Source organism: Ulvibacterium sp. (assembly GCF_965248315.1).
Classification (GTDB): Bacteria; Bacteroidota; Bacteroidia; order Flavobacteriales; family Flavobacteriaceae; genus Ulvibacterium.
Genome location: NZ_CBDFIX010000002.1, coordinates 3,852,077 through 3,870,418, shown reverse-complemented (window position 1 = coordinate 3,870,418; position 18,342 = coordinate 3,852,077). Strand labels below are relative to the sequence as shown.

Here is an 18,342-nt window from a genome sequence, read left to right as displayed (position 1 = left end):
TTCAATGGAAGCAAAGTCAATTTACTTCTGCATTTTTAGGTAGTAATCGGCAGAATGTTTACCGGAACCGTAAAACACAAAAAATAGGCAAATCAAGAACACAACGGAAGCCAGAATAAGGTTTGTTGCGTTCATTTCTCCCAAAAAGTTGACCAATATGGCACCGATCAAAATGGGCAACTGGGCAATGACCGCCCATCGGGTGAGTAGTCCCACGACTATCAAGAATCCCCCGACAAAATGTGCCGGGGCCACATAATGCAATATCAACATACCCCCGGGCATATTTTCAAAGGGTTTAATAACTTCTTCCATTTGTTGCAGGTTGGACATAAAATCGATGCCTTTCATAAAAAGGAAAACTCCCAAGGCAACACGTAAAAGATCAAGTGGATAATAGGTATGGGCATTCGCCCATTTGTTTAAGGTTTTAATCGTTCCCATGGCGAAAAGTTGTTGTCTGCCCTCGGATAAGGCAGGGTTGTAGAATTATAATATACTCATTTTTAATGAGATATAAAAACAAAAACCACTTTTCTTACCGTTCAATGAACTCAAAAATAGCTATTCGCTACAATGGGAGCATCATTGAAATGATGAATAGCCAAACGGCCATCACAAAATATGAACTACTGCCTATTTCTTTTTAGCCCTTTTTTTACTGCTTTTGGCCAAGGGATTGAAGTCCAGACATAGTTGGATCCAATAGTCCAATTCCTTATCGGTATCGATGCCCTCTGCCGAAACATAAACATAGCCTTTCATAACACGCCCTGTAAAGTCCATCTGGCTGCAATGCGGTCTTTGCAAAGCCCTTTCATAATTTAGGTCTCCGACCCGGCACATCAATCGAGGTGCATCGGTTTTTTTGTCCGTGTCCAGACCGAAACACATTTTTTCATGGACCATAAAACACAGGCCACCCATCATTTTCTTTTCCTCAAAATGAACAGATTTCTGTTTTAGGACCTGTCGGGCGCGGTCAGCTAAAAATTCGTCATAAGCCATGATATTATCTATTTTAGGTTATTCCATTTTCTTAATCTTACCCCTTGCGAATACTTTCTAATTTTTTAAGAATCCATTCCCGTTCGTTTTCCGTAGTTTTTAGAGCCGCCGCCCTTTGCAAGTGATCCCTTTGCTTATCCTTATCGGAACCTGAGTAGAGTTCGGCCAGCAACAGATGGTATAAATGGTTTTGCTTCAAATCTATTTTTAGGGCCTCCTTAATAGCCTCTTTCTTGCTTCTGGCCCTGGCCAGGGCATACGTCCGATTTAGGGCCGCCATTGGAGAATATTCAATTTGTAACAATCTGTTGTAAATCCGCAAAATGTTTTCCCATTTTTCTTTTGGATCCATTTTGCTTCGGGTATGCCAATAAGCAATTATAGCCTCCAAATGATATTTGGTTATTTCGTCCCCATTTCTCGAACGGCTTAAAAATAAAACCCCTTTTTTAACAAGTTCCTTGTCCCATACGGATTCGTTCTGGTCTGCGTAAACAATTTGTGCCCCCTTTTCGTCCATCCGCGCCTCGAACCTTGAGGAATGAAAACAGAACAAGGCCATCAGCGCATTGGTCTGGGGTAAGTTGGTCAACTTGGAATTCAATAGCATGTAATTTAAGCGCATTGCCTCCAAACAAAGCTCCTTACGAAGACGTTTCTCCGAACTAACGGAGTAATAGCCTTCATTAAAAAGCAGATATAGTACCAAAAGTACATTTTGTAATCGGTTTTTTAAATGACCGGAATCGGGCATGGTCAGATCTACCTGATGTTGGCGAATTTTTTCCTTGGCCCTGTACAATCTCTTGTTAATAGTTTCCGGGTTACTTAAGAAGGCTCCCGCAATTTCCGCTACCCCAAATCCGCATAATATCCGCAAGGCCAGGGCAATTTGGGCTTCGGAAGATATGACCGGATTGCAAATGGCAAATATCATTTTGAGCTGGCTATCCTGAATGTTGGAATCGGACAGGTCTATTTCAATAGCTTGGGAGACATGGGTTTTATGTGATAACTCAGGCTTTATTTTTTCCCGGAATATTTTCTCCCGCTTAAAGGTATCACGTGCCTTGTTTTTGGCAACGGTATACAACCATGCAGTGGGATTATCGGGAACTCCCTTCATTCCCCAAGTTTCGGAAGCCTTTAGAAAGGTCTCGCTGACCAGATCCTCGGCAAGCTGGATATTTGAAAGACCAAAGGTCTTACATAGCACCGAAACAATTTTACTGAATTCGGTACGGAACAAATGGGGTATAAGTTCTCTGGTCGGCATGAATTAAAAAACATAAAACGTCATTGCAAAAAAACTAGTTTTAGGCTGCTCGAAAGAGCAATCTATTGGCATAACACGGTATACAAAAATATCCCATGTTCAGTTCCCTAAAGAACATTTGCAATGACGCTTAAAAATTATGTATTAAAAACCATCACATCACGGACTTCAACTTTTCCTGTCGGAATAGAAAGAATGGGACATCCTTCGGATAGTTTAAAGGCCTCATCCAGATCATTTGCCTTTACAATGATATATCCTCCCACTATTTCCTTAAGTTCCGCATAAGGCCCATCCGTTACTACACCGTCCGAGGTTACGGTTTTTCCTTGTGTCCCCAAGGCATTGGTGGCCACAAATTTTCCCTGGGCGGCAATTCCTCCTATCCAATCTTGCCAGATTTGCATTACCTCCTGCATTTCCTCAGGGGTACGGGCCGAATTGTCGGCATTTTCGGTTCTGAAAATCATCATAAATTCATTCATAATTCCTATAATTTTGTTTGTTATCTATTTGAGAGACGATCCAATGTCTTTGAATGGGACATAAAGTTGGAAATTTATTATGAAGCTTTGAAGGAAGCTCAAGAATTTTCTTTCGACTGCATTTGCCTTAGCGTGCTTTTAACCATTTTTCAACGGACGGTAGATACTCCGGATGTAATTTGGGCCAGTATGGAAAATCTGTTCGTCCAACATAGTTCACGGCATGGTTGGCGTCTTTCAGCAGTAGTATTTCATAGCGGTCGTTTTGGGCTTCTTCCAAAGCTTCTACAATGATTTTATGACTATTAAGGGGAATGATTTCATCTGCAGTACCTTGAATGACTAGCAAGGGTTGTTGTGTTTTCTGAAAATGGGGAACAGGGCTGTATAGCAACTTTTTATCTACCTCGACTTCGTCTAAATTGGGCACCCAGATATCACCGGACCATGACTCATTTTTTTCACTTTTCAGGGCTTTCTCCAAGTCTTTTCTGGATATTTTGCCCGCAATGTGTTCAAAAACCTTTCCTTGTAGCTCGGCCGCACTTTCCAAGTCTTCTCCAAAAACCTGATGATTTCTATTTTTCCAGTAATTCAAATCACTTTCAAGCAACGTACTTCCGGGACAGCTTACCACTATACCATACTTTAGCTCAGGAACATCGTTCAGAATATAAGGTATTTTGGCGCTCCCTTGACTACTGCCCTTAATTCCGATTTTGGATAATGGTATACTTGTTCGCTCTGAAAAGTATTGGATGGCATGGATATCATCAGATAATAGTTCCTCCATAGTGGCAGCTTGCCAATTTCCTTCGGATACCCCGGTTCCCCTTTTGTCATAATGAAATGTGGTATATCCTATTTTGGAAAAATGAATAGCCTCTGCCCTGGAAGCGCTGCGATCCGCCCCACCTGAAGAAGAAATAAATACTATGGCCTCCCCATTGGATTGGGCGGGTTGCCATAGGGTTCCACCAATTTGTAATCCATTTGATGTGAAAATTGTTTCTTCTGCCGTTAATCCGTTTCCATTATTTTTGGAGTCTCTTTTTAGAGCATATTTTGTTTTAAGGGTATCTACAAGCAGTGTTCCGGAAAGTTCATCAAAATTAGCCGTCCATTTGTTTTTAAAACTGTAGGTGTATCGATCGCTCTGGAGTACGAAGTTTATCGAATCTTCATTTATTTCTACTTGTCGCGCAGGTATACTAACGGCATTTTGTTCGAGACTTGTAAAAAACACTTTCCAATCAGCTGAATCTTTTTGAATTTCAAAAGAGATTATGTCCGAAAAATTTCCATATGTAAAAACACCGCTAAATGTTCCTTGTTTGTCCGCTTCTTTTTTCTTTGATTTTGGCCCACAAGAAACCAATGCGGCTGTTATAAATAAGGTAAAAAGTATTTTCATTTCTTTTTGTTTATGAATTTAAATGCAACTAGGATAAGTATCCAGATTAAGACTAAAAAAAATATTGTGGTAATACAACTTTTTATAAGACTGAAAATACGGGTTATTGTTACGGAAAGTATTGAAAAATCCGGATGATTTGTTAACAACACCACTACACCGAAATTCTCCGCATAGTCCGCCAATCCTGCAATAAAAGGCAGTAAACAGAAATAGAAAAACGGTCCTTCCAATTTGTTCAGCTTTTTTAAAAAATAGGCAAGTACTAGGCTATAGCTATAGGCAAAAAGAAATGGGTAAACCATATCTACGGGAATCTGGCGATAGAGATAGGCCTGCCTTCCCGATTTACCCAGAGAATTGAACAGAGCCTGAACATATTCAAAATCATAGCCCATGGGCATCATATCCAATAGTAGCATACCTTGTGCATAGTGGGTTACATGTGGAATGGTTACACTGATCATGAAAATATAGACCAGCGTTGAAAGAAGAAAAATGAACAAAACTCTTTTCCCTACCAGATTGGTATTTATTATACTTCGTATGCTTTTCATAATCTTGCTTTTCACAAAGGAATGAAAGTAACCTAAGGCTTCCATTAACAAATGATAAAAAACAATTTAGAGCTGTTTTCGCAACCGGCTTAGGGAAACATTGGTAATACCTAGATAAGAGGCTATCATGGGGTGGGGGACAGTGTTTTCCAACATGATAAAATCCTTTCGGAATTGCTCTAAACGGGCTTTTGCGGTCCAAGAGGCCATCCTAATCTCTTTATCTACCTTTTGCAATAACTCTTGGCGTAATACAATATTCCCAAAATCACGTATTTCTAGATTTTCCACCATTAGGGCCTCAAAGGCTTTTGCGTCCATACGTGCAAAAGTACAATGAGTCAATGCTTCGCAATACAAAAGTGACCTTCCATTCCTGGTCCGGGTTACATAGGGTGGTAGAATGGCTTTATCCTCAAAAAAGGAAAGTGTAATATCTTCACCTTCTGTATTCAATAGAAAAGTCCGGGCCACACCCTGTAGCAGAATATATTCCCAGCTGTCAGATTGGTTGGGGTTTAGCAAGAGGTCGCCTTTCAAAAAGGTCTTTTCAACACATAGTTTGGCAAATCCTTCCCTAGATTTCTGGGTTAAACCCTTGTTATAGTTATCAATGGATTCATTGAGTCGACCGACTTCCATTTACAGGACTTTAGGGTTTTACATTGATTGGATGAAAGTAATAATTTCAAAATAAATCCAACATTGAAATGATTAATGATCCTTTATGATTGTTTCCAAAGCCTTTAACATTTTTACATTGTATAGAATCGAACGAATTACCGAATCGTTTCTGTTCAATTTTCCTTCTTTTAGAAGGGTCTTTTAAACAGTTAATTTCTTTTTTTGCATTTTCAGAGCGATCGGTTATTTATTCAATACGTGAGGTTTTACAATTTGACCGATTGCAGACACTTGTCTTTTTGATCTTGTTTTCATACCAAAGACAACTCTGAGGACATTAAACCGTCTTATGATGAACCAATAACAAAAAATGATGACTACCAACGAGAGTAGGGTTATCAAAACAGCCTGTGCCCCATAGGAGATATCCCATTGTAGTACAACGTAACCCACAAAAATCAGGGCGGGTTGATGCAGTAAATAAAAAGGATAAATGGCTTCATTTAATACTTTTCTATACCTATGGTTCTGATCAAGGTACTTTTTGAAGTATCCCAAGGCAGTCAACCCACAGGACCAAGCGGTTACAATACTTCCCACCATATATATGTAATATCGAACACTTTCGTTATCAATCAAATAAATGGTAAGGAAGTAGATGGCGCTACTAATGAGGGTCTGGGCTAAATATAACCGCCGCTGCTGGGCCAACGTCTCAATTACCTTGTCACTGGTAAACAGCATAAATCCACTTAAAAAGAATAATAGATAGTAGACAAAATAGGCCCAGTCGTTTGCTAGAGCGTGAGTACTATCTGGGAAATACTGTCTCAAATAGATTTGGGACAAAATGATAACCGGCAAGACTAAGTTCAACCCCATTTTTTTAGATGCCATATGAATTAGCCTGCCTCTAATCATGTTATAATGACCGCTTCTGGTATAGTTTAAAAATGGGGCGATCAGTAAGGATATCAAAAGTAGATATAAAATAAACCATAGGTGATGCCATGAAATGTTTCCAGCCGGGTAAGGGCCACCATCAAACATATGGGGGATAAAGTTCCACAAAGAGCCATACTTATCTATGCGTTCTACATAGACCATAAGAGGAACCAAGGTAAAGAAGCCGAAAGTAAACGGAATGTACAATCTTCTAAGTCGCTCTTTTACATACTGCCAACTGGTTCTATGACCAATGGCGTAGAACGTACCGATACCCGATACCAAAAACAACAGTGGCATTCGCCATATATGTAACCACCACATTATCGGGTCTAAAAAAGCAAAAGATTCTGTGCTATTCACATGCCATTGTTCAGGCCTAAAAATCATACCCACATGGAAAAAGAATACACTTATGATCAAGGCAATCCTCAGCCAATCAACAAAATATTTTCTTGTTTTTTTGGGTGTTACTTTTGTGTCCATAATAGTCTTTTTTTTAATTATGTAACAAAGCTATTATGCGACCCACCCTTCTAACGACTTCCCCTATAAGTACGGCGTTCGTCCTTATCGGGAAGCACAAAAAAATACTGATTATCAGTTAGTTAAGAATCTCGAAAGGAAGAGGGGGTTTCTGAAGTAATCTTTTTAAATGCGGAATTAAAGGCCGATTTGGAATTGTATCCTACCCGCTCGGCCACTTCTTCAATAGTCAATTTTTTGCCCATATCCGTTTTGAGGATGGCCATGGCTTCCCTAACCCTGTAGGTAGCCAAAAGTTCAAAAAAAGACTGCCCAAGTTTCTCGTTGATCACTTGGGAAACATGGTGCGGTGTTTCATGTATGGCCTTAGCCAATCCTGATAACGAGGCGGTACTCCGAGTATAGTACTTTTCATTTTCCATTTGGGAAACAATGGCATCCAGGATATTATTTTTTTTGACTTCCTCAAGAGAAGATTTTTTATACTTCAGGATAGGCACTTCCAAAAAAGTAGAGACTTCATCGTAATAGTTGGACCGGTTCATGATTTGTACCGTGGTAATAAAGATCATAAAGGATAAATAGAGGAAGATAAAATAATCCCCGGCATCATTTTTAAATAAAAGCTTAACCAGTATGAAGATTACAACTACTATCAATGCGTGATAAGAGATGTTGCGTACGGATTTGAGCGTTTTGTTTGTGGTCCTTGCTAAGGACTCTTCCATAGCTTTCGCTTTTAATACAAGCTTCCTTGACCCTAGGGCAATGTAAATGGTAAAATAGATTCCCGTTAAAACATTGACATAGGATCGGATTCCCAACGGGTCATCGGAAAATGGAGGGTTTTCCCTGATCTTGGGAATATTCAATTGCATGACCTCAATAGAGTCATTGTATTTGACTTCTTCTGGCTGTAGGAAATAAAACATACAGATGCCAAACCAAAGTATTGAAGGAATGAAATGTAGCCAATATCTTTTTTTTCTATTGGGAGTTAGCTGCGCATCCACAAACAGATAAAGTAAAGCGGCCATTAGAAAATTTAGGGGCTCGGAAAAATTGGACAACCACAAAAACTTGAAAATGTAACCAGTATAGTTTAACCATCCCTCCAACATAACCAACGCTAGGGAGAGAATAAAAAGACCCATAAATAGATTGGGAAAGTTTTTCCTTAACGATTTCTTAATGATAAAAAAGGAAATAAAAAACCCCAAAAAGATCCCGAGAATAATGATTATGGCTATAAAGTCGATATGTATGGGCACGTCCATCAGTCTAGATGCTTGATAATTACTTTACCAAATGGAGCATAAGGATGGTAAACGATTCTTAAACAATACCATTTTTCCTGATGATCATACATGTGTAACTGCCTATTCCAGTTCCTTCCAAACCTTTTCTATCAAGGCCTTGGTTGCCCTGATTCCTTCAGGTTCACTTATGGTTTCACCCTCGAATTCGATACCGATATAACCATCAAAACCAGAATCCTTTACTTTTTGGAGTAACCTACTATAATCCATAATAGTTTCGTTACCGGCCACGTCAAAATGATAGGATTTGGCACTAACACCTTTCGCATAAGGCAAAAAATCCGTTAGACCTTGATAGCGATCATATACCTGATCGCACATATTGTTCTGGGTACTTCCCCATTCCTTGTTAAGACACCAGTTGCCAAAGTCCGGTAATGTTCCGAGATATGGATTGCCCACAGCCTTGATGATATCGGTCATGTATTTTCCATCCGAGGTATGAAGTCCATGATTTTCAATGAGAACGTTGATGTTTTCCATGGCCCCGTATTCTGCCAATGCTCCGAGACCGGATATTAAGGGTTGTTTTAATTCCGTTTTTGTTCCCTGGCCAAATGCGTTAACGCGAATGGAATGGCAGCCTAGGATCTTGGCGGCATGGATCCATTTGTAGTGATTTTCTACTGCTTTCTTTCGCTCATCTTCCTTTGGATTTCCAAGGTCTCCCTCGTTGTCCACCATAATCAACAAGCTTTTTACCCCAGAATCATGGGCTCTTTCTTTCATAGTATTCCAGAACCCTTCATCGGTTGCATGATCTACATAAAATTGATTTACATATTCCACAGCATCGATGCCATAGCTATTTTTTGATATACTGGCAAAGTCTATGGCCAATACATTTCCTTCTTCCAAAGCCCTGTGCAAGGACCATTGTGCCAAGGAGATTTTAGGTTCTTTCATTTCCGTAGAGTTAAGTAATAGAGGATTGCCAAAAGCTGAGACCGAGGGAAGGGAAATGGCCGTGGCGCCCATGGCCGCTTGTTTTAAAAATGTTCTTCGAGTTTTCATTTCAGTTGGTATTGATTACTACAAAGTAGTCAATAATTTAGGCTTATGAAAGAATAATGGCTTATGGTTTTTTCATATGCTCCGAAATAGCCTTGCTTCCTGCATCTTGTCGTTCCCCAAGTTCCTTAGTGATTCGGTCGTGATCATTTTCCCTGTTCTGGGATAGCTTGTACTTTGCCTGTATCTCGGAAATCTCAATTTGAAAACCTACTACGCCCTTAACTTGTCTTAACGTTTTGGGAGACATATTTTGTAACGAAATGGGATTTTTTGAACCTTGTTCATATTTGTCCACTAGCCTGTGCAAGGAGGCCATCACCATTGCCTCGTCCAAAATCTTTGGTTTTCCATAGATATGTACGGCGATGTAGTTCCAAGTGGGTACTTCCTCTTCCTTGTACCAGGAGGAGGAAACATAGGCATGTGGACCATTAAAGATACAGAGCACCTCTTTGTCCTCGGAAAAAGTTTTCCACTGAGGGTTGGCTTTGGCTATATGACCTACTAGGATATCTTTTCCATGTTCATTTACCTCAAGTTCCAAAGGAATATGCGTTGCCCAGGGTTTGTCTTTGTATCGATTTATCAAAATACCAAAACTGTTTTGACGGATGAAGTCCTTGATTTCATCCCAATTTTCTTTTTTGTTGTGCTCCGGAATATACATTATTGGGTCTCTATGGAAATTAATACGGGTAAATGATCGGAAATGTGCTTGTTATTTTCCATACGGTCATCAATATGGATATATCTCTCGACCTTGAGGTCCTTTACGAAAATGTAATCGATACGTTTGTCCACAATCCTGTCTGGATCAAATCCGTTGGAAGTTCCGGTAGGGCCATAAAATGGCTTTTGAGCCACCTCTTGTCCATCCAAAAATTTACTTTGTAGATATTGTATCGGCGCTGTATCGGGAGTAAGGTTCAAATCGCCCATAACTACGACCGGAAGTTTTTCCTGGTTTGTATCCTCTATTTTTTTTACTAGGAGTTCGGCGGATTTTGCCCGTGCCACTTTCCCAACATGATCAAAATGAGTGTTAAAGATATAAAGCCTCTTACCGGTCTCTTTTTCCTCGAATAGTCCGTAGGTACAGATACGTTCCAAGGCAGCGTCCCAGCCCACCGAAATTTTATCCGGGGTTTCGGATAGCCAAAAGGTATTGCTCTTCAGCACCTTGTAGCTGGTAGAATCATAAAGAATAGGAGAGTACTCCCCCTTTTGCCTGCCGTCATCCCGCCCAACTCCGATATAGGCAAAATTGGTAAGCGAGCTATCGATATAAGTCAATTGCCTATGCAATACCTCCTGCGTGCCGATAAAAGAGGCCCCATAATGTTTTAGTAGTTGAACCAAAGCTTCCTTACGATCGTTCCAGTTGTTTACAGTATCCTGGGTATTGTCATATTTAATGTTATATGTTATTAATCTAAGATCTTGGGCTGCCACGGCATATAGCAAGCACATTGAAAAAACAGTAAGTAGTCCTTTTTTAGTTTTCATATATTTAATTCAATTTGGTAGTAATCAATTTTAACTTGCCCAATCTGCCTTTTGGGGATACTTTTACCAATGCCCCTTTAGGGGCTTTGTAGTTCAGCCGCAGTAATTCACCATCAATTTCCCATTTAACATATACCGGCCCAAGTGGATGCGCCACGGTGCCCTCTGCCCATTCCAATGTGGCGGATTGAGGCATTATTTCAATACGATTTGGGTCAAAAGGGGTTTGGAAGCCTAGATTTACCCCAAGTACTTCTGTGGAAAGGAAATACGTGGGATGACCACTCCATGCATGACTGGATGTACCCTGATTTCCGGAAATATCAAAATTTTCCCATACCGTTGGTTTTGCCGAATGTAGGGCCATGGGTCCCCAATGTTTTTTCATGAAGTATTCGGCCAAATCGGCTTTCCCGTTCTTATAAAGTAGGGCGAACAGATAGAATGAGGAATAAGGGGTTATTTTACGCTTTCTGCTAATGTTCCCGATATCCGTAAGTTCCTGCTCCAGCAAAGCAAGCACATACTGCTCCTGTTCACTGTCCGAAATATCATAAAGTAGGGGCCAAATATTGGAAGTGAGATGACTTTCGGTAAGGAGGACATTGGATTTAAGACCGTCCCTATACACTTGTTTCTCTGAATCCCAAAGCACCTTATTTATGTCTTTTTTTAATTGCCCGGCCTCTTTTTCAAAATAGAGTTTATCCTCTGTAAATCCAAAGTTTTGTGCCCATTTTGCGGTAATCTGCATACTATGTGCTAAAAGTGCCTGATAGGCCGTCATTGCCGCGTTCTCTCTGTTGATATCTGTCCACTCCAGAAATACCCTGGAAGCGGGAATCAATCCGTTTTTGTCCTTTTTTTGGATATGGTTACGTAGGAGGGAGGTGTAATTGTTGTAATACTTTTTGGCCAAGTTCCAATCGTTTGTGTAGTTACAATAGTAATCCATAGTCACTTGTGTTATTAAGGGGAAATCGTTGTGACGGTTTTCCTTTCCGGTCATCATTTCGTCCCGGTACATATCCTGAAACACTTTTAAGGAATGCGTTACCAAACGTAAATCGCCAATGGCAGCCATGGTTATAGCCGTCTGTGGCAACATATCGCCAGCATATAGTCCTCGTTCCCGAAAAGGGGTATCGGTATAGGTATCTTCAGCACAGAGTTGCAACGTGCGCCATCCGGCATCCCATATTTTATTGAGTATGGGATCGCTACATTCAAAATGACCAATTTTTTCAAAAGGATATACCTGCCGGACTACACCTACTTTGTTCAGGATAACCGGTCGGTCGTGTCCACTGATATTAATATGCATATATTTTAATCCGTAGGGCTTAAAGCTTTCATATCTTTTTTTGGATTCGGAAGTAATGAAACGTAGACCTGCACCGACCTGAAAACGTTTGTAAAGCCACGGGAAACCATTTTTATCCAATTCCTCGCTAAAGCCAATATCTATTTGTGTTCCGGTAGGGAAATCCCCCTCAATGAAAATCCTGCCCAATTGGGTTTCCGACATGTCATAAAAAAGCGCGATTCCATTTTTGGAAATAGGAATGATACGGTTTCCTTCAATAGTTGTTTTAGGAACAAAAAGCATAGGGGTATCCACGGCTTTCCATGCCAAATCCCGGGCCGGTTGATCGGCATCACTATCCCTATTTTGGAACTTCCATTTTTCCGCAATCGTATTTTGAAACAACTCGGGAATGGCAACGGCAAGATTGGCCTGTTCAATGCTCTTTTTTCCCTTTTCATCATAAAAGGGGCCGTAGGTCTTAAAAAGGTCCTGAGAGCCTTTTTCCTTAGAGCAAGAAAGTGTTAATCCCGCATTTTTCGGTACGGCCATGTAGTAATCCCATGACCCCCAAATAATACCATAACGAACCACATAAGTATTCCATCCTTTTTTAAGATTTAGGGTATACTGTCTGCGGTGACTTTCATTTTTTTGAAGGGTATCTTTCTCTAATATTTGCCCATTTAGATAGTGATCTCCCCACCAAAGCCCTATGGAAACGTTTTGGTCCGTTGGGGAATGGATATAAGTACAGGCAATGGCAGGATTTGAAGTATTGTATTCTTTCATATCACTGTCAGGGGTAGATATTCTAAAGGAATAAATATCCTCTTCGTTGGACAGGGGGTAAGCCATCCTAAGCCGTAAGGAGTTTATGGGGGTATTGGTCAATTTTGGAATAGGCCTTGGTTTAAAGGCTCCCCATATTGTCTGATTTTTTAATGGAACCGGAACAGTCCAGCCCTTAATAGTGGTTTGGGGCAGGTTCCAATCCCATTCTTCACGACTGTCCCAATTTTCTATGGCACCGGTGGCAAAGGAAAATCGGGGAGCGGTTTGGTCATAGCCTTTGGATTTTTTACATAACCAACCGGTGTCGGTGGAAAGATTTATTTTATTGTTTTTCAATTCAATGTTTCCCCAAGCTGTAAACCCACCTTTGTAATCAAACAACTGGTAGGTGAGCATTCCATTGGAAAGTACCTTTACCGCAATTACATTTTTGCCCTGTTTTAGGTAGGGCAGGAGGTTGTAAGTGTCATGATATGGGTTAATATGAAAGGAACGTGCAGGGCCAAAACCCATATAATTTCCATTGATATAAAGAGCGTACCGAGAGTCGGCATAAAGATGAAATTCGGATTTTTGAGGCATTTCATCCAGGGTGAACTCCCTTCTGAAATATACATATTCATTACGTTCCCCACCTTCTGGACGTATCCAAACCAGCTTAGGGTGAACGGATTGGGCGATACCCGGTAAGCCTAGGAGAAGTGCGAAAAGAATAATTAATTTTTTCAAAGGATGTTTCCAAAAATTGAATGGTAAGTTAGTCATAATACCGTAAATTTATTTCGTGAAAGTAAAAGGATATTTACATCAGATCCATCCTGTACTTCCTGTAAAGGATGTGGTGGAAGCTTTGGATTTTTATGTGAATCGATTGGGATTTAAAATTGCATTTGCCGATGATTCCAAAAACCCAAAATACGCAGGAATTTTAAAGGATGCCGTAGAAATACATTTGCAATGGCATGATGCTGCGGAATGGGAGTTGGCGGTAGACCGGCCCATGTTGCGCATTGTTACCGAAAATATAGAGCAGCTTTATGCGGAATATTCCGAAAAGGATGTTTTTAATGCCCATACACTTCTACGGGAGACAGCCTGGGGCACCAAAGAGTTTGCCTTTTATGATCCGTTTAAGAATGGGTTGACTTTTTATAGGGATATTTAATCGGATATGTTATTTCGGATAGTCTGATTTTCAAAGGAACTGTGCAAAACCAATCAGTGGTGATTGGAATTCTCATAATGTTCCTTGATTAAATTCTTTCCAAAGTCACCATCAAAGTCTCGCCAAACGCTATGTATGTGATTGGCATTGCTCTGGGTATTGTCGAATTCGATTAAAAATGTCTTTCCTTGTATCCGGTAATAGTGTGGTTGCCCTAAAACTGTGGCCCCGGCCCATCCAAAATGGATATCGTCCAATTGCTCTTTCTTTAGGTTGGCCATACGTTTCTTGGCCAATTCCTCGGGCATTGCAGAAAGATATTCATAGATAAGGCTCAGGAGCAGTTTCTTTTGATTCTTTTCCAAATCATTAAAAACAATGCCCACGGGATCCAAAGGTTCTACGGATGTTTCCACAAAGGTGATGATTTCGTTCGGTGCCGTTTTATTAAAAATGGCCTCTTCTTTTTGTGAAGGACTTAATTCATTAATGAGTTCCAGTGCAATGTCCTGTTCTCTTTCAAGCGTACGCTCCCCTTTTCTTTTCCCTTGTTTGATAATGGCCGGGGAAGCTCCAAAAAAACGTGGGGTAAAAGAAACCTTGTCCTCGGTTAAGGCAAAGTTTAACGATATATGATGCCCCTCAAAGGACCACCCCCATAACTTGTCCTTTTTTGGATTTCCATAAATGGTTACGTAGTACTTCTCGGAATCCCTCATGGTACTGTTCCCGTCCATTTCCAAAAGTACATCTTCCAGAGCTATGATTTTCATGGCTTTGGTATAACCGGATTCACTTAGGTGTTTTTTGAGCATGGCATGCAACAGCGTTTTTTGGGAGGCGTTCAATTCTTTGAGGGAAACACCTTCACGTTGCCACATGGAGGCAGGGAAAAAGTGCCAGCTCTCACGCAAAGGGTCATCAAATTCCAATTGAGCTTTGGTCAATTGTTCTTTGTTTAAGGAGTTTAGAAAGTTGAGCACATGGTCTTGAGCAGCAATTTGTGTGGAATACAATAGGACCATTCCCAATATGGCCCATACACTTTTTCTCATAATATTGGTTTTGTTGCGTTTTAAATGTACGGACATTTTTCTAAACCTATTCTATCAGGTCAAGGGCAAGGTTGCAAACCATTCCGAAAATGTCTGCCAAGGCCCTATGCTTATCTCAAATATTAGGACAGAATGGACAAACAGGTATAGGCCTAATGTGAGCGGAAAAACCCATCTGCCCTGTTTTTGGTTGCGTTCTGCTATAATTAATCCGATTAGCAATGCATATAGGATAACTAGTGTGGCCATATAGCCGCCTGGAGCAAAACCGGCATCAGGGAAAAACACATATAAGATTAAACGAACCAGGGCGGGTTCTATCAAAACAATACCGGCTACGATCATACCACGGGCGTGAATGGGCATCCTATGACGGTACTTGATAGCGATTCCGTAACCTACCGCGAAGATGAGCAGATCTTTAAAAGGAATCCATAAACTTAAACCTAAGTTTTCCTCTTCTCCAGTTATTCTGTTATGTGCCAACAAAATTATCGAGATAAAAATGAGAGGTACCAAAACATAGGATAGTTTGCCTATGGTGCGATGTAAAGCGAACTGTTTCCTCCGGATCAATAGAGGCTGTGCGATGAGCATGAAAATCCAAAGCACGGCCAAAACGGCATGGAAATGGAAATAAAAATTAAAATCAGCAGACCCATCAAAGAAGGTAGAAAAATAGGAAGGCCAGAAGCCTGCTATGGCCAGAGCAAATAAGGCGATAAAATAGTAGCCGGATTTTTCAAATAAAAGGGTACGTTTGGTCGGTTTCATGGGTCGTTTTAGTTGCATGTATGAATATAAGAAAATAGATGTATTGCTAATCTTTTACTATAACCAAGAACAAGACCAGGGAGATTCTCCCTGGTCTTGAAAGTATTGGTTAGTGTAAGAAGTGAAGATCCCCAATGTAATCATTGACCGGCAGACTGGACCTGCCCGTCCGAGCTGCTAAGATCCGGCCTAAACACCCATAATTCTTGAGTGTCGGCCTCTGTTGTCGCCTCAAACTCTTTTAAAAACCCTGGAAAGCTTCCTGCACCGTGCACTTCTTCATACCATTGTGGGAATTGATCTTCTTCGCCCATCCAAGCCGATTTGTCAAAGAAATCGACCCAAACCATATCTTGTCCATCGGAATTATTCAATTCGTTGAAGTACACTCCCCACTGGTGATCGGGATCCTTTGTTTTAAACACCTTATAGACCTTATCCAGAACGGACATGAATTCCATTCGTTTAAAGCGCTTAATGTCCAACATAAAAATGGAAAGGTTCTTTAAGGCAAAATCCTTGGAAAAGTTGGAATGGGCCATATCGCCCTTCCAATACGTGGTTTCCATTGCAGCATGTGCATTGGCCGCAACGTTTGTATTCCAGTCTTTGGTATGCTCTGCGCCATAGTCGTTTGCCTCGTCCATAGCGGCCCAAGCTGTTGGTCCCATACTCCATATATATTTGCCCGAATTTTTTCCGCTCGCTATCCAAAATACACTGATCTGACCCGCTCCATCCGCATGATATTTTTTATTATGTGCCGCTACGCCGGCTTCAAATGCTTCAATTTTGTCCGGTTGCGGGGTAATCATAACGTTCATGAAAAGGGGAGCGGGTTGGCTCTCCTGTGCTACAAATAGGAAAGGAATCAGGAAGGACGTTAAATACATTAGTTTTCTCATTTTTATAGTTTTTATGGTTAATACTCTTATAATACTTCCATTGCGGTCGGCAGACAATTTTATAGGGTCAATTATTTTATTGCAATCGCGGCACTGGTTGGGCCCGTCAGCGGCATTACCGAAGTTTGTCTAAAACCTGCTTCTTTTACCAATTCGTTGAAATCCGACATTGAAAAATCGTAGCCTTCGGAGGTTTCAATAAGCATATTCATTGACATCAGGAGACCAAAAGCGTTCTCACTTCTATTATCATCTATGATACTTTCAATAACAATAAGGGCACCCCCTTTTGGCAATACTTCATATGCCTTTTTTATGAGCATAAGTTTATCCTCTTTTCCCCAATCGTGCAATACGTTTCCCATGGTAATCACATCCGCTTTTGGAAAATCATCGGTAAAAAAATCTCCGGAATCGATAGCTACTTTATCTTCCAAACCCATATTTTGAATGTTTTCCTTCGCAATAGGCTCAACGGGCGGCAAATCAAAAGATGTACATTGCATATGTTGATTATGAAGTGCTACTTGTGCCGCAAGGAAACCCCCGGCACCCCCTATATCACATAGCGTTTTGTAGTTTGAAAAATCAAAGCTCTTGGCAAATACCACAAAATTTCCCATTTGGACCCCGGCCATGGCCGACACAAATTCCCGGAGTTTTTCTGGATTGGCATATATTTCCTCAAAAACTGACTTCCCTCCGTTTTTTGTTTCATTTTGGGGTAATCCAGTTTTTAGGCCTTCTTCCAAATCGTTCCAAAAAAGATACAACCGGTTGTTGCACATTTCCAGGATGCCCCCAATATAACTTGGTTTGTTCTTGTCAAGGAACAGATTGGCATCCTCTGCGTTCCTATACAATGCTGTCTCTCGGAGGCCTGTTCTTTTTAAAAAGCCCAAGGCCACCAAGGCGTCCAAAAAGTCGTAAAGGTTTCGGGAGTGGAGCCCAAGTCTAGACTGAATTTCATCACCGGATAATTCTCTTTTTGCTAGGATGGTAAAAAGTTCCATATTTACCGCAGTGAGCAAGGTCTTGGTAGCAAAAAACCCAGTACCGAGCTGCATGATTTTTGAAGGATTTACTTGTTTTAGAGTGGCTGTGTCCATTTGAACTGTTTTATAATGTCATTGCTGGTACCATTGCCTCTTTATAAAAGCTTTGACAATGGTATCCAAGGAAGGTTTTATGGTTTTTCTTCTTCAGAGCTATTCTTTTGAGCTTCAATTTTTTGAAGGGCCAGTACTATCTCGGTGGGATCCCAATATCCCAATTCACGGACTACCTTGCCCTCTACGAAGCGATACGTAAGGTGAACGGGAATCTCAATTTCCTGTCCTGTTCCGGCCAAAGTGCCTTTCCAGTCCAACCAACAATTTACCCAAGTCTCCCCGTCATCGGTCACCACCATTTCATATTCCTGGTCTTCAGCCATAAAGCCACGATTGGAATAATTGGCGTCGGTTTGTTTATGGTATTCCATAGCCTCGCCGGGTGTCATCGCATTCTTTTTGGTATTCAAGAATGTTTTTGAGCTATCGGCATATATACCGGTATCATAATTTTTGTTGTTGTAGTTGGCGATGTGTTTTTTAACCACATCGATTTCAGGAGAATTTTGAGTGTAGCGTACCGGTTTGGTGTTGCAAGCTGTGAGCATGGTTAAGGCAAGCCCGAATAAAAAGAGTTTTCTCATAATTGTAATAGT

At 40.7% G+C, this 18,342-nt stretch carries 19 protein-coding genes; 1 reads left to right on the top strand and 18 read right to left on the bottom strand.

What is annotated here, in order from left to right:
* Window positions 1-21 precede the first annotated feature (21 nt).
* From ACP2AF_RS18270 to ACP2AF_RS18210, 13 genes are all read right to left on the bottom strand, one after another.
* Complete coding sequence (locus ACP2AF_RS18270; RefSeq protein ID WP_425237582.1) at window positions 22-444, bottom strand: DoxX family protein; 423 nt, start codon at window positions 442-444, stop codon at window positions 22-24.
* Window positions 445-636: 192 nt separating this feature from the next.
* Window positions 637-1,008 carry a TfoX/Sxy family protein gene (locus ACP2AF_RS18265; RefSeq protein WP_425237581.1) on the bottom strand — a complete coding sequence of 124 codons (372 nt, stop codon included), beginning with the start codon at window positions 1,006-1,008 and terminating at the stop codon, window positions 637-639.
* 37 nt (window positions 1,009-1,045) lie between these two features.
* On the bottom strand, window positions 1,046-2,284 hold the full coding sequence (locus tag ACP2AF_RS18260) for an RNA polymerase sigma factor (protein WP_425237580.1): 1,239 nt from the start codon (window positions 2,282-2,284) through the stop codon (window positions 1,046-1,048).
* A gap of 137 nt (window positions 2,285-2,421) precedes the next feature.
* Entirely contained in the window at window positions 2,422-2,769 is a 348-nt protein-coding gene (locus ACP2AF_RS18255) for a YciI family protein (protein ID WP_425237579.1), read from the bottom strand.
* 127 nt (window positions 2,770-2,896) lie between these two features.
* Entirely contained in the window at window positions 2,897-4,183 is a 1,287-nt protein-coding gene (locus tag ACP2AF_RS18250) for an alpha/beta hydrolase family protein (RefSeq protein ID WP_425237578.1), read from the bottom strand.
* On the bottom strand, window positions 4,180-4,740 hold the full coding sequence (locus ACP2AF_RS18245) for a hypothetical protein (protein WP_425237577.1): 561 nt from the start codon (window positions 4,738-4,740) through the stop codon (window positions 4,180-4,182). The genes ACP2AF_RS18250 and ACP2AF_RS18245 overlap by 4 nt, the downstream gene beginning before the upstream one ends.
* Before the next feature lie 66 nt (window positions 4,741-4,806).
* Window positions 4,807-5,382 (bottom strand): Crp/Fnr family transcriptional regulator, encoded by a 576-nt coding sequence (locus ACP2AF_RS18240; protein WP_425237576.1) that lies wholly within the window; start codon window positions 5,380-5,382, stop codon window positions 4,807-4,809.
* 225 nt (window positions 5,383-5,607) lie between these two features.
* On the bottom strand, window positions 5,608-6,795 hold the full coding sequence (locus tag ACP2AF_RS18235) for an acyltransferase family protein (protein ID WP_425237575.1): 1,188 nt from the start codon (window positions 6,793-6,795) through the stop codon (window positions 5,608-5,610).
* Between the two features lie 122 nt (window positions 6,796-6,917).
* Complete coding sequence (locus ACP2AF_RS18230; protein WP_425237574.1) at window positions 6,918-8,072, bottom strand: helix-turn-helix domain-containing protein; 1,155 nt, start codon at window positions 8,070-8,072, stop codon at window positions 6,918-6,920.
* A 102-nt stretch (window positions 8,073-8,174) separates the two neighbouring features.
* Window positions 8,175-9,128 (bottom strand): sugar phosphate isomerase/epimerase family protein, encoded by a 954-nt coding sequence (locus tag ACP2AF_RS18225; protein WP_425237573.1) that lies wholly within the window; start codon window positions 9,126-9,128, stop codon window positions 8,175-8,177.
* Between the two features lie 61 nt (window positions 9,129-9,189).
* Window positions 9,190-9,795, bottom strand: a complete 606-nt coding sequence (locus ACP2AF_RS18220) for an FMN-binding negative transcriptional regulator (protein ID WP_425237572.1) — start codon at window positions 9,793-9,795, stop codon at window positions 9,190-9,192.
* Window positions 9,795-10,634: an endonuclease/exonuclease/phosphatase family protein gene (locus ACP2AF_RS18215; RefSeq protein ID WP_425237571.1), complete on the bottom strand. Its 840-nt coding sequence runs from the start codon at window positions 10,632-10,634 to the stop codon at window positions 9,795-9,797. The genes ACP2AF_RS18220 and ACP2AF_RS18215 overlap by 1 nt, the downstream gene beginning before the upstream one ends.
* A 4-nt stretch (window positions 10,635-10,638) precedes the next feature.
* Window positions 10,639-13,464 (bottom strand): trehalase family glycosidase, encoded by a 2,826-nt coding sequence (locus tag ACP2AF_RS18210; protein WP_425237570.1) that lies wholly within the window; start codon window positions 13,462-13,464, stop codon window positions 10,639-10,641.
* Window positions 13,465-13,519: 55 nt separating this feature from the next.
* Between ACP2AF_RS18210 and ACP2AF_RS18205 the strand changes: the two genes are divergently transcribed.
* Window positions 13,520-13,900 (top strand): glyoxalase superfamily protein, encoded by a 381-nt coding sequence (locus ACP2AF_RS18205; protein WP_425237569.1) that lies wholly within the window; start codon window positions 13,520-13,522, stop codon window positions 13,898-13,900.
* 53 nt (window positions 13,901-13,953) lie between these two features.
* Here the strand turns inward: ACP2AF_RS18205 and ACP2AF_RS18200 are convergent, their stop codons facing one another.
* From ACP2AF_RS18200 to ACP2AF_RS18180, 5 genes are all read right to left on the bottom strand, one after another.
* On the bottom strand, window positions 13,954-14,955 hold the full coding sequence (locus ACP2AF_RS18200) for a DUF3500 domain-containing protein (protein WP_425237568.1): 1,002 nt from the start codon (window positions 14,953-14,955) through the stop codon (window positions 13,954-13,956).
* 54 nt (window positions 14,956-15,009) lie between these two features.
* Complete coding sequence (locus ACP2AF_RS18195; protein ID WP_425237567.1) at window positions 15,010-15,729, bottom strand: hypothetical protein; 720 nt, start codon at window positions 15,727-15,729, stop codon at window positions 15,010-15,012.
* Window positions 15,730-15,869: 140 nt separating this feature from the next.
* Window positions 15,870-16,634 (bottom strand): hypothetical protein, encoded by a 765-nt coding sequence (locus tag ACP2AF_RS18190; RefSeq protein WP_425237566.1) that lies wholly within the window; start codon window positions 16,632-16,634, stop codon window positions 15,870-15,872.
* A 71-nt stretch (window positions 16,635-16,705) separates the two neighbouring features.
* Window positions 16,706-17,743 carry a methyltransferase gene (locus tag ACP2AF_RS18185; RefSeq protein ID WP_425237565.1) on the bottom strand — a complete coding sequence of 346 codons (1,038 nt, stop codon included), beginning with the start codon at window positions 17,741-17,743 and terminating at the stop codon, window positions 16,706-16,708.
* Window positions 17,744-17,820: 77 nt separating this feature from the next.
* Window positions 17,821-18,330, bottom strand: coding sequence for a nuclear transport factor 2 family protein (locus tag ACP2AF_RS18180; protein WP_425237564.1), 510 nt, complete (start codon window positions 18,328-18,330; stop codon window positions 17,821-17,823).
* Window positions 18,331-18,342: the final 12 nt, after the last annotated feature.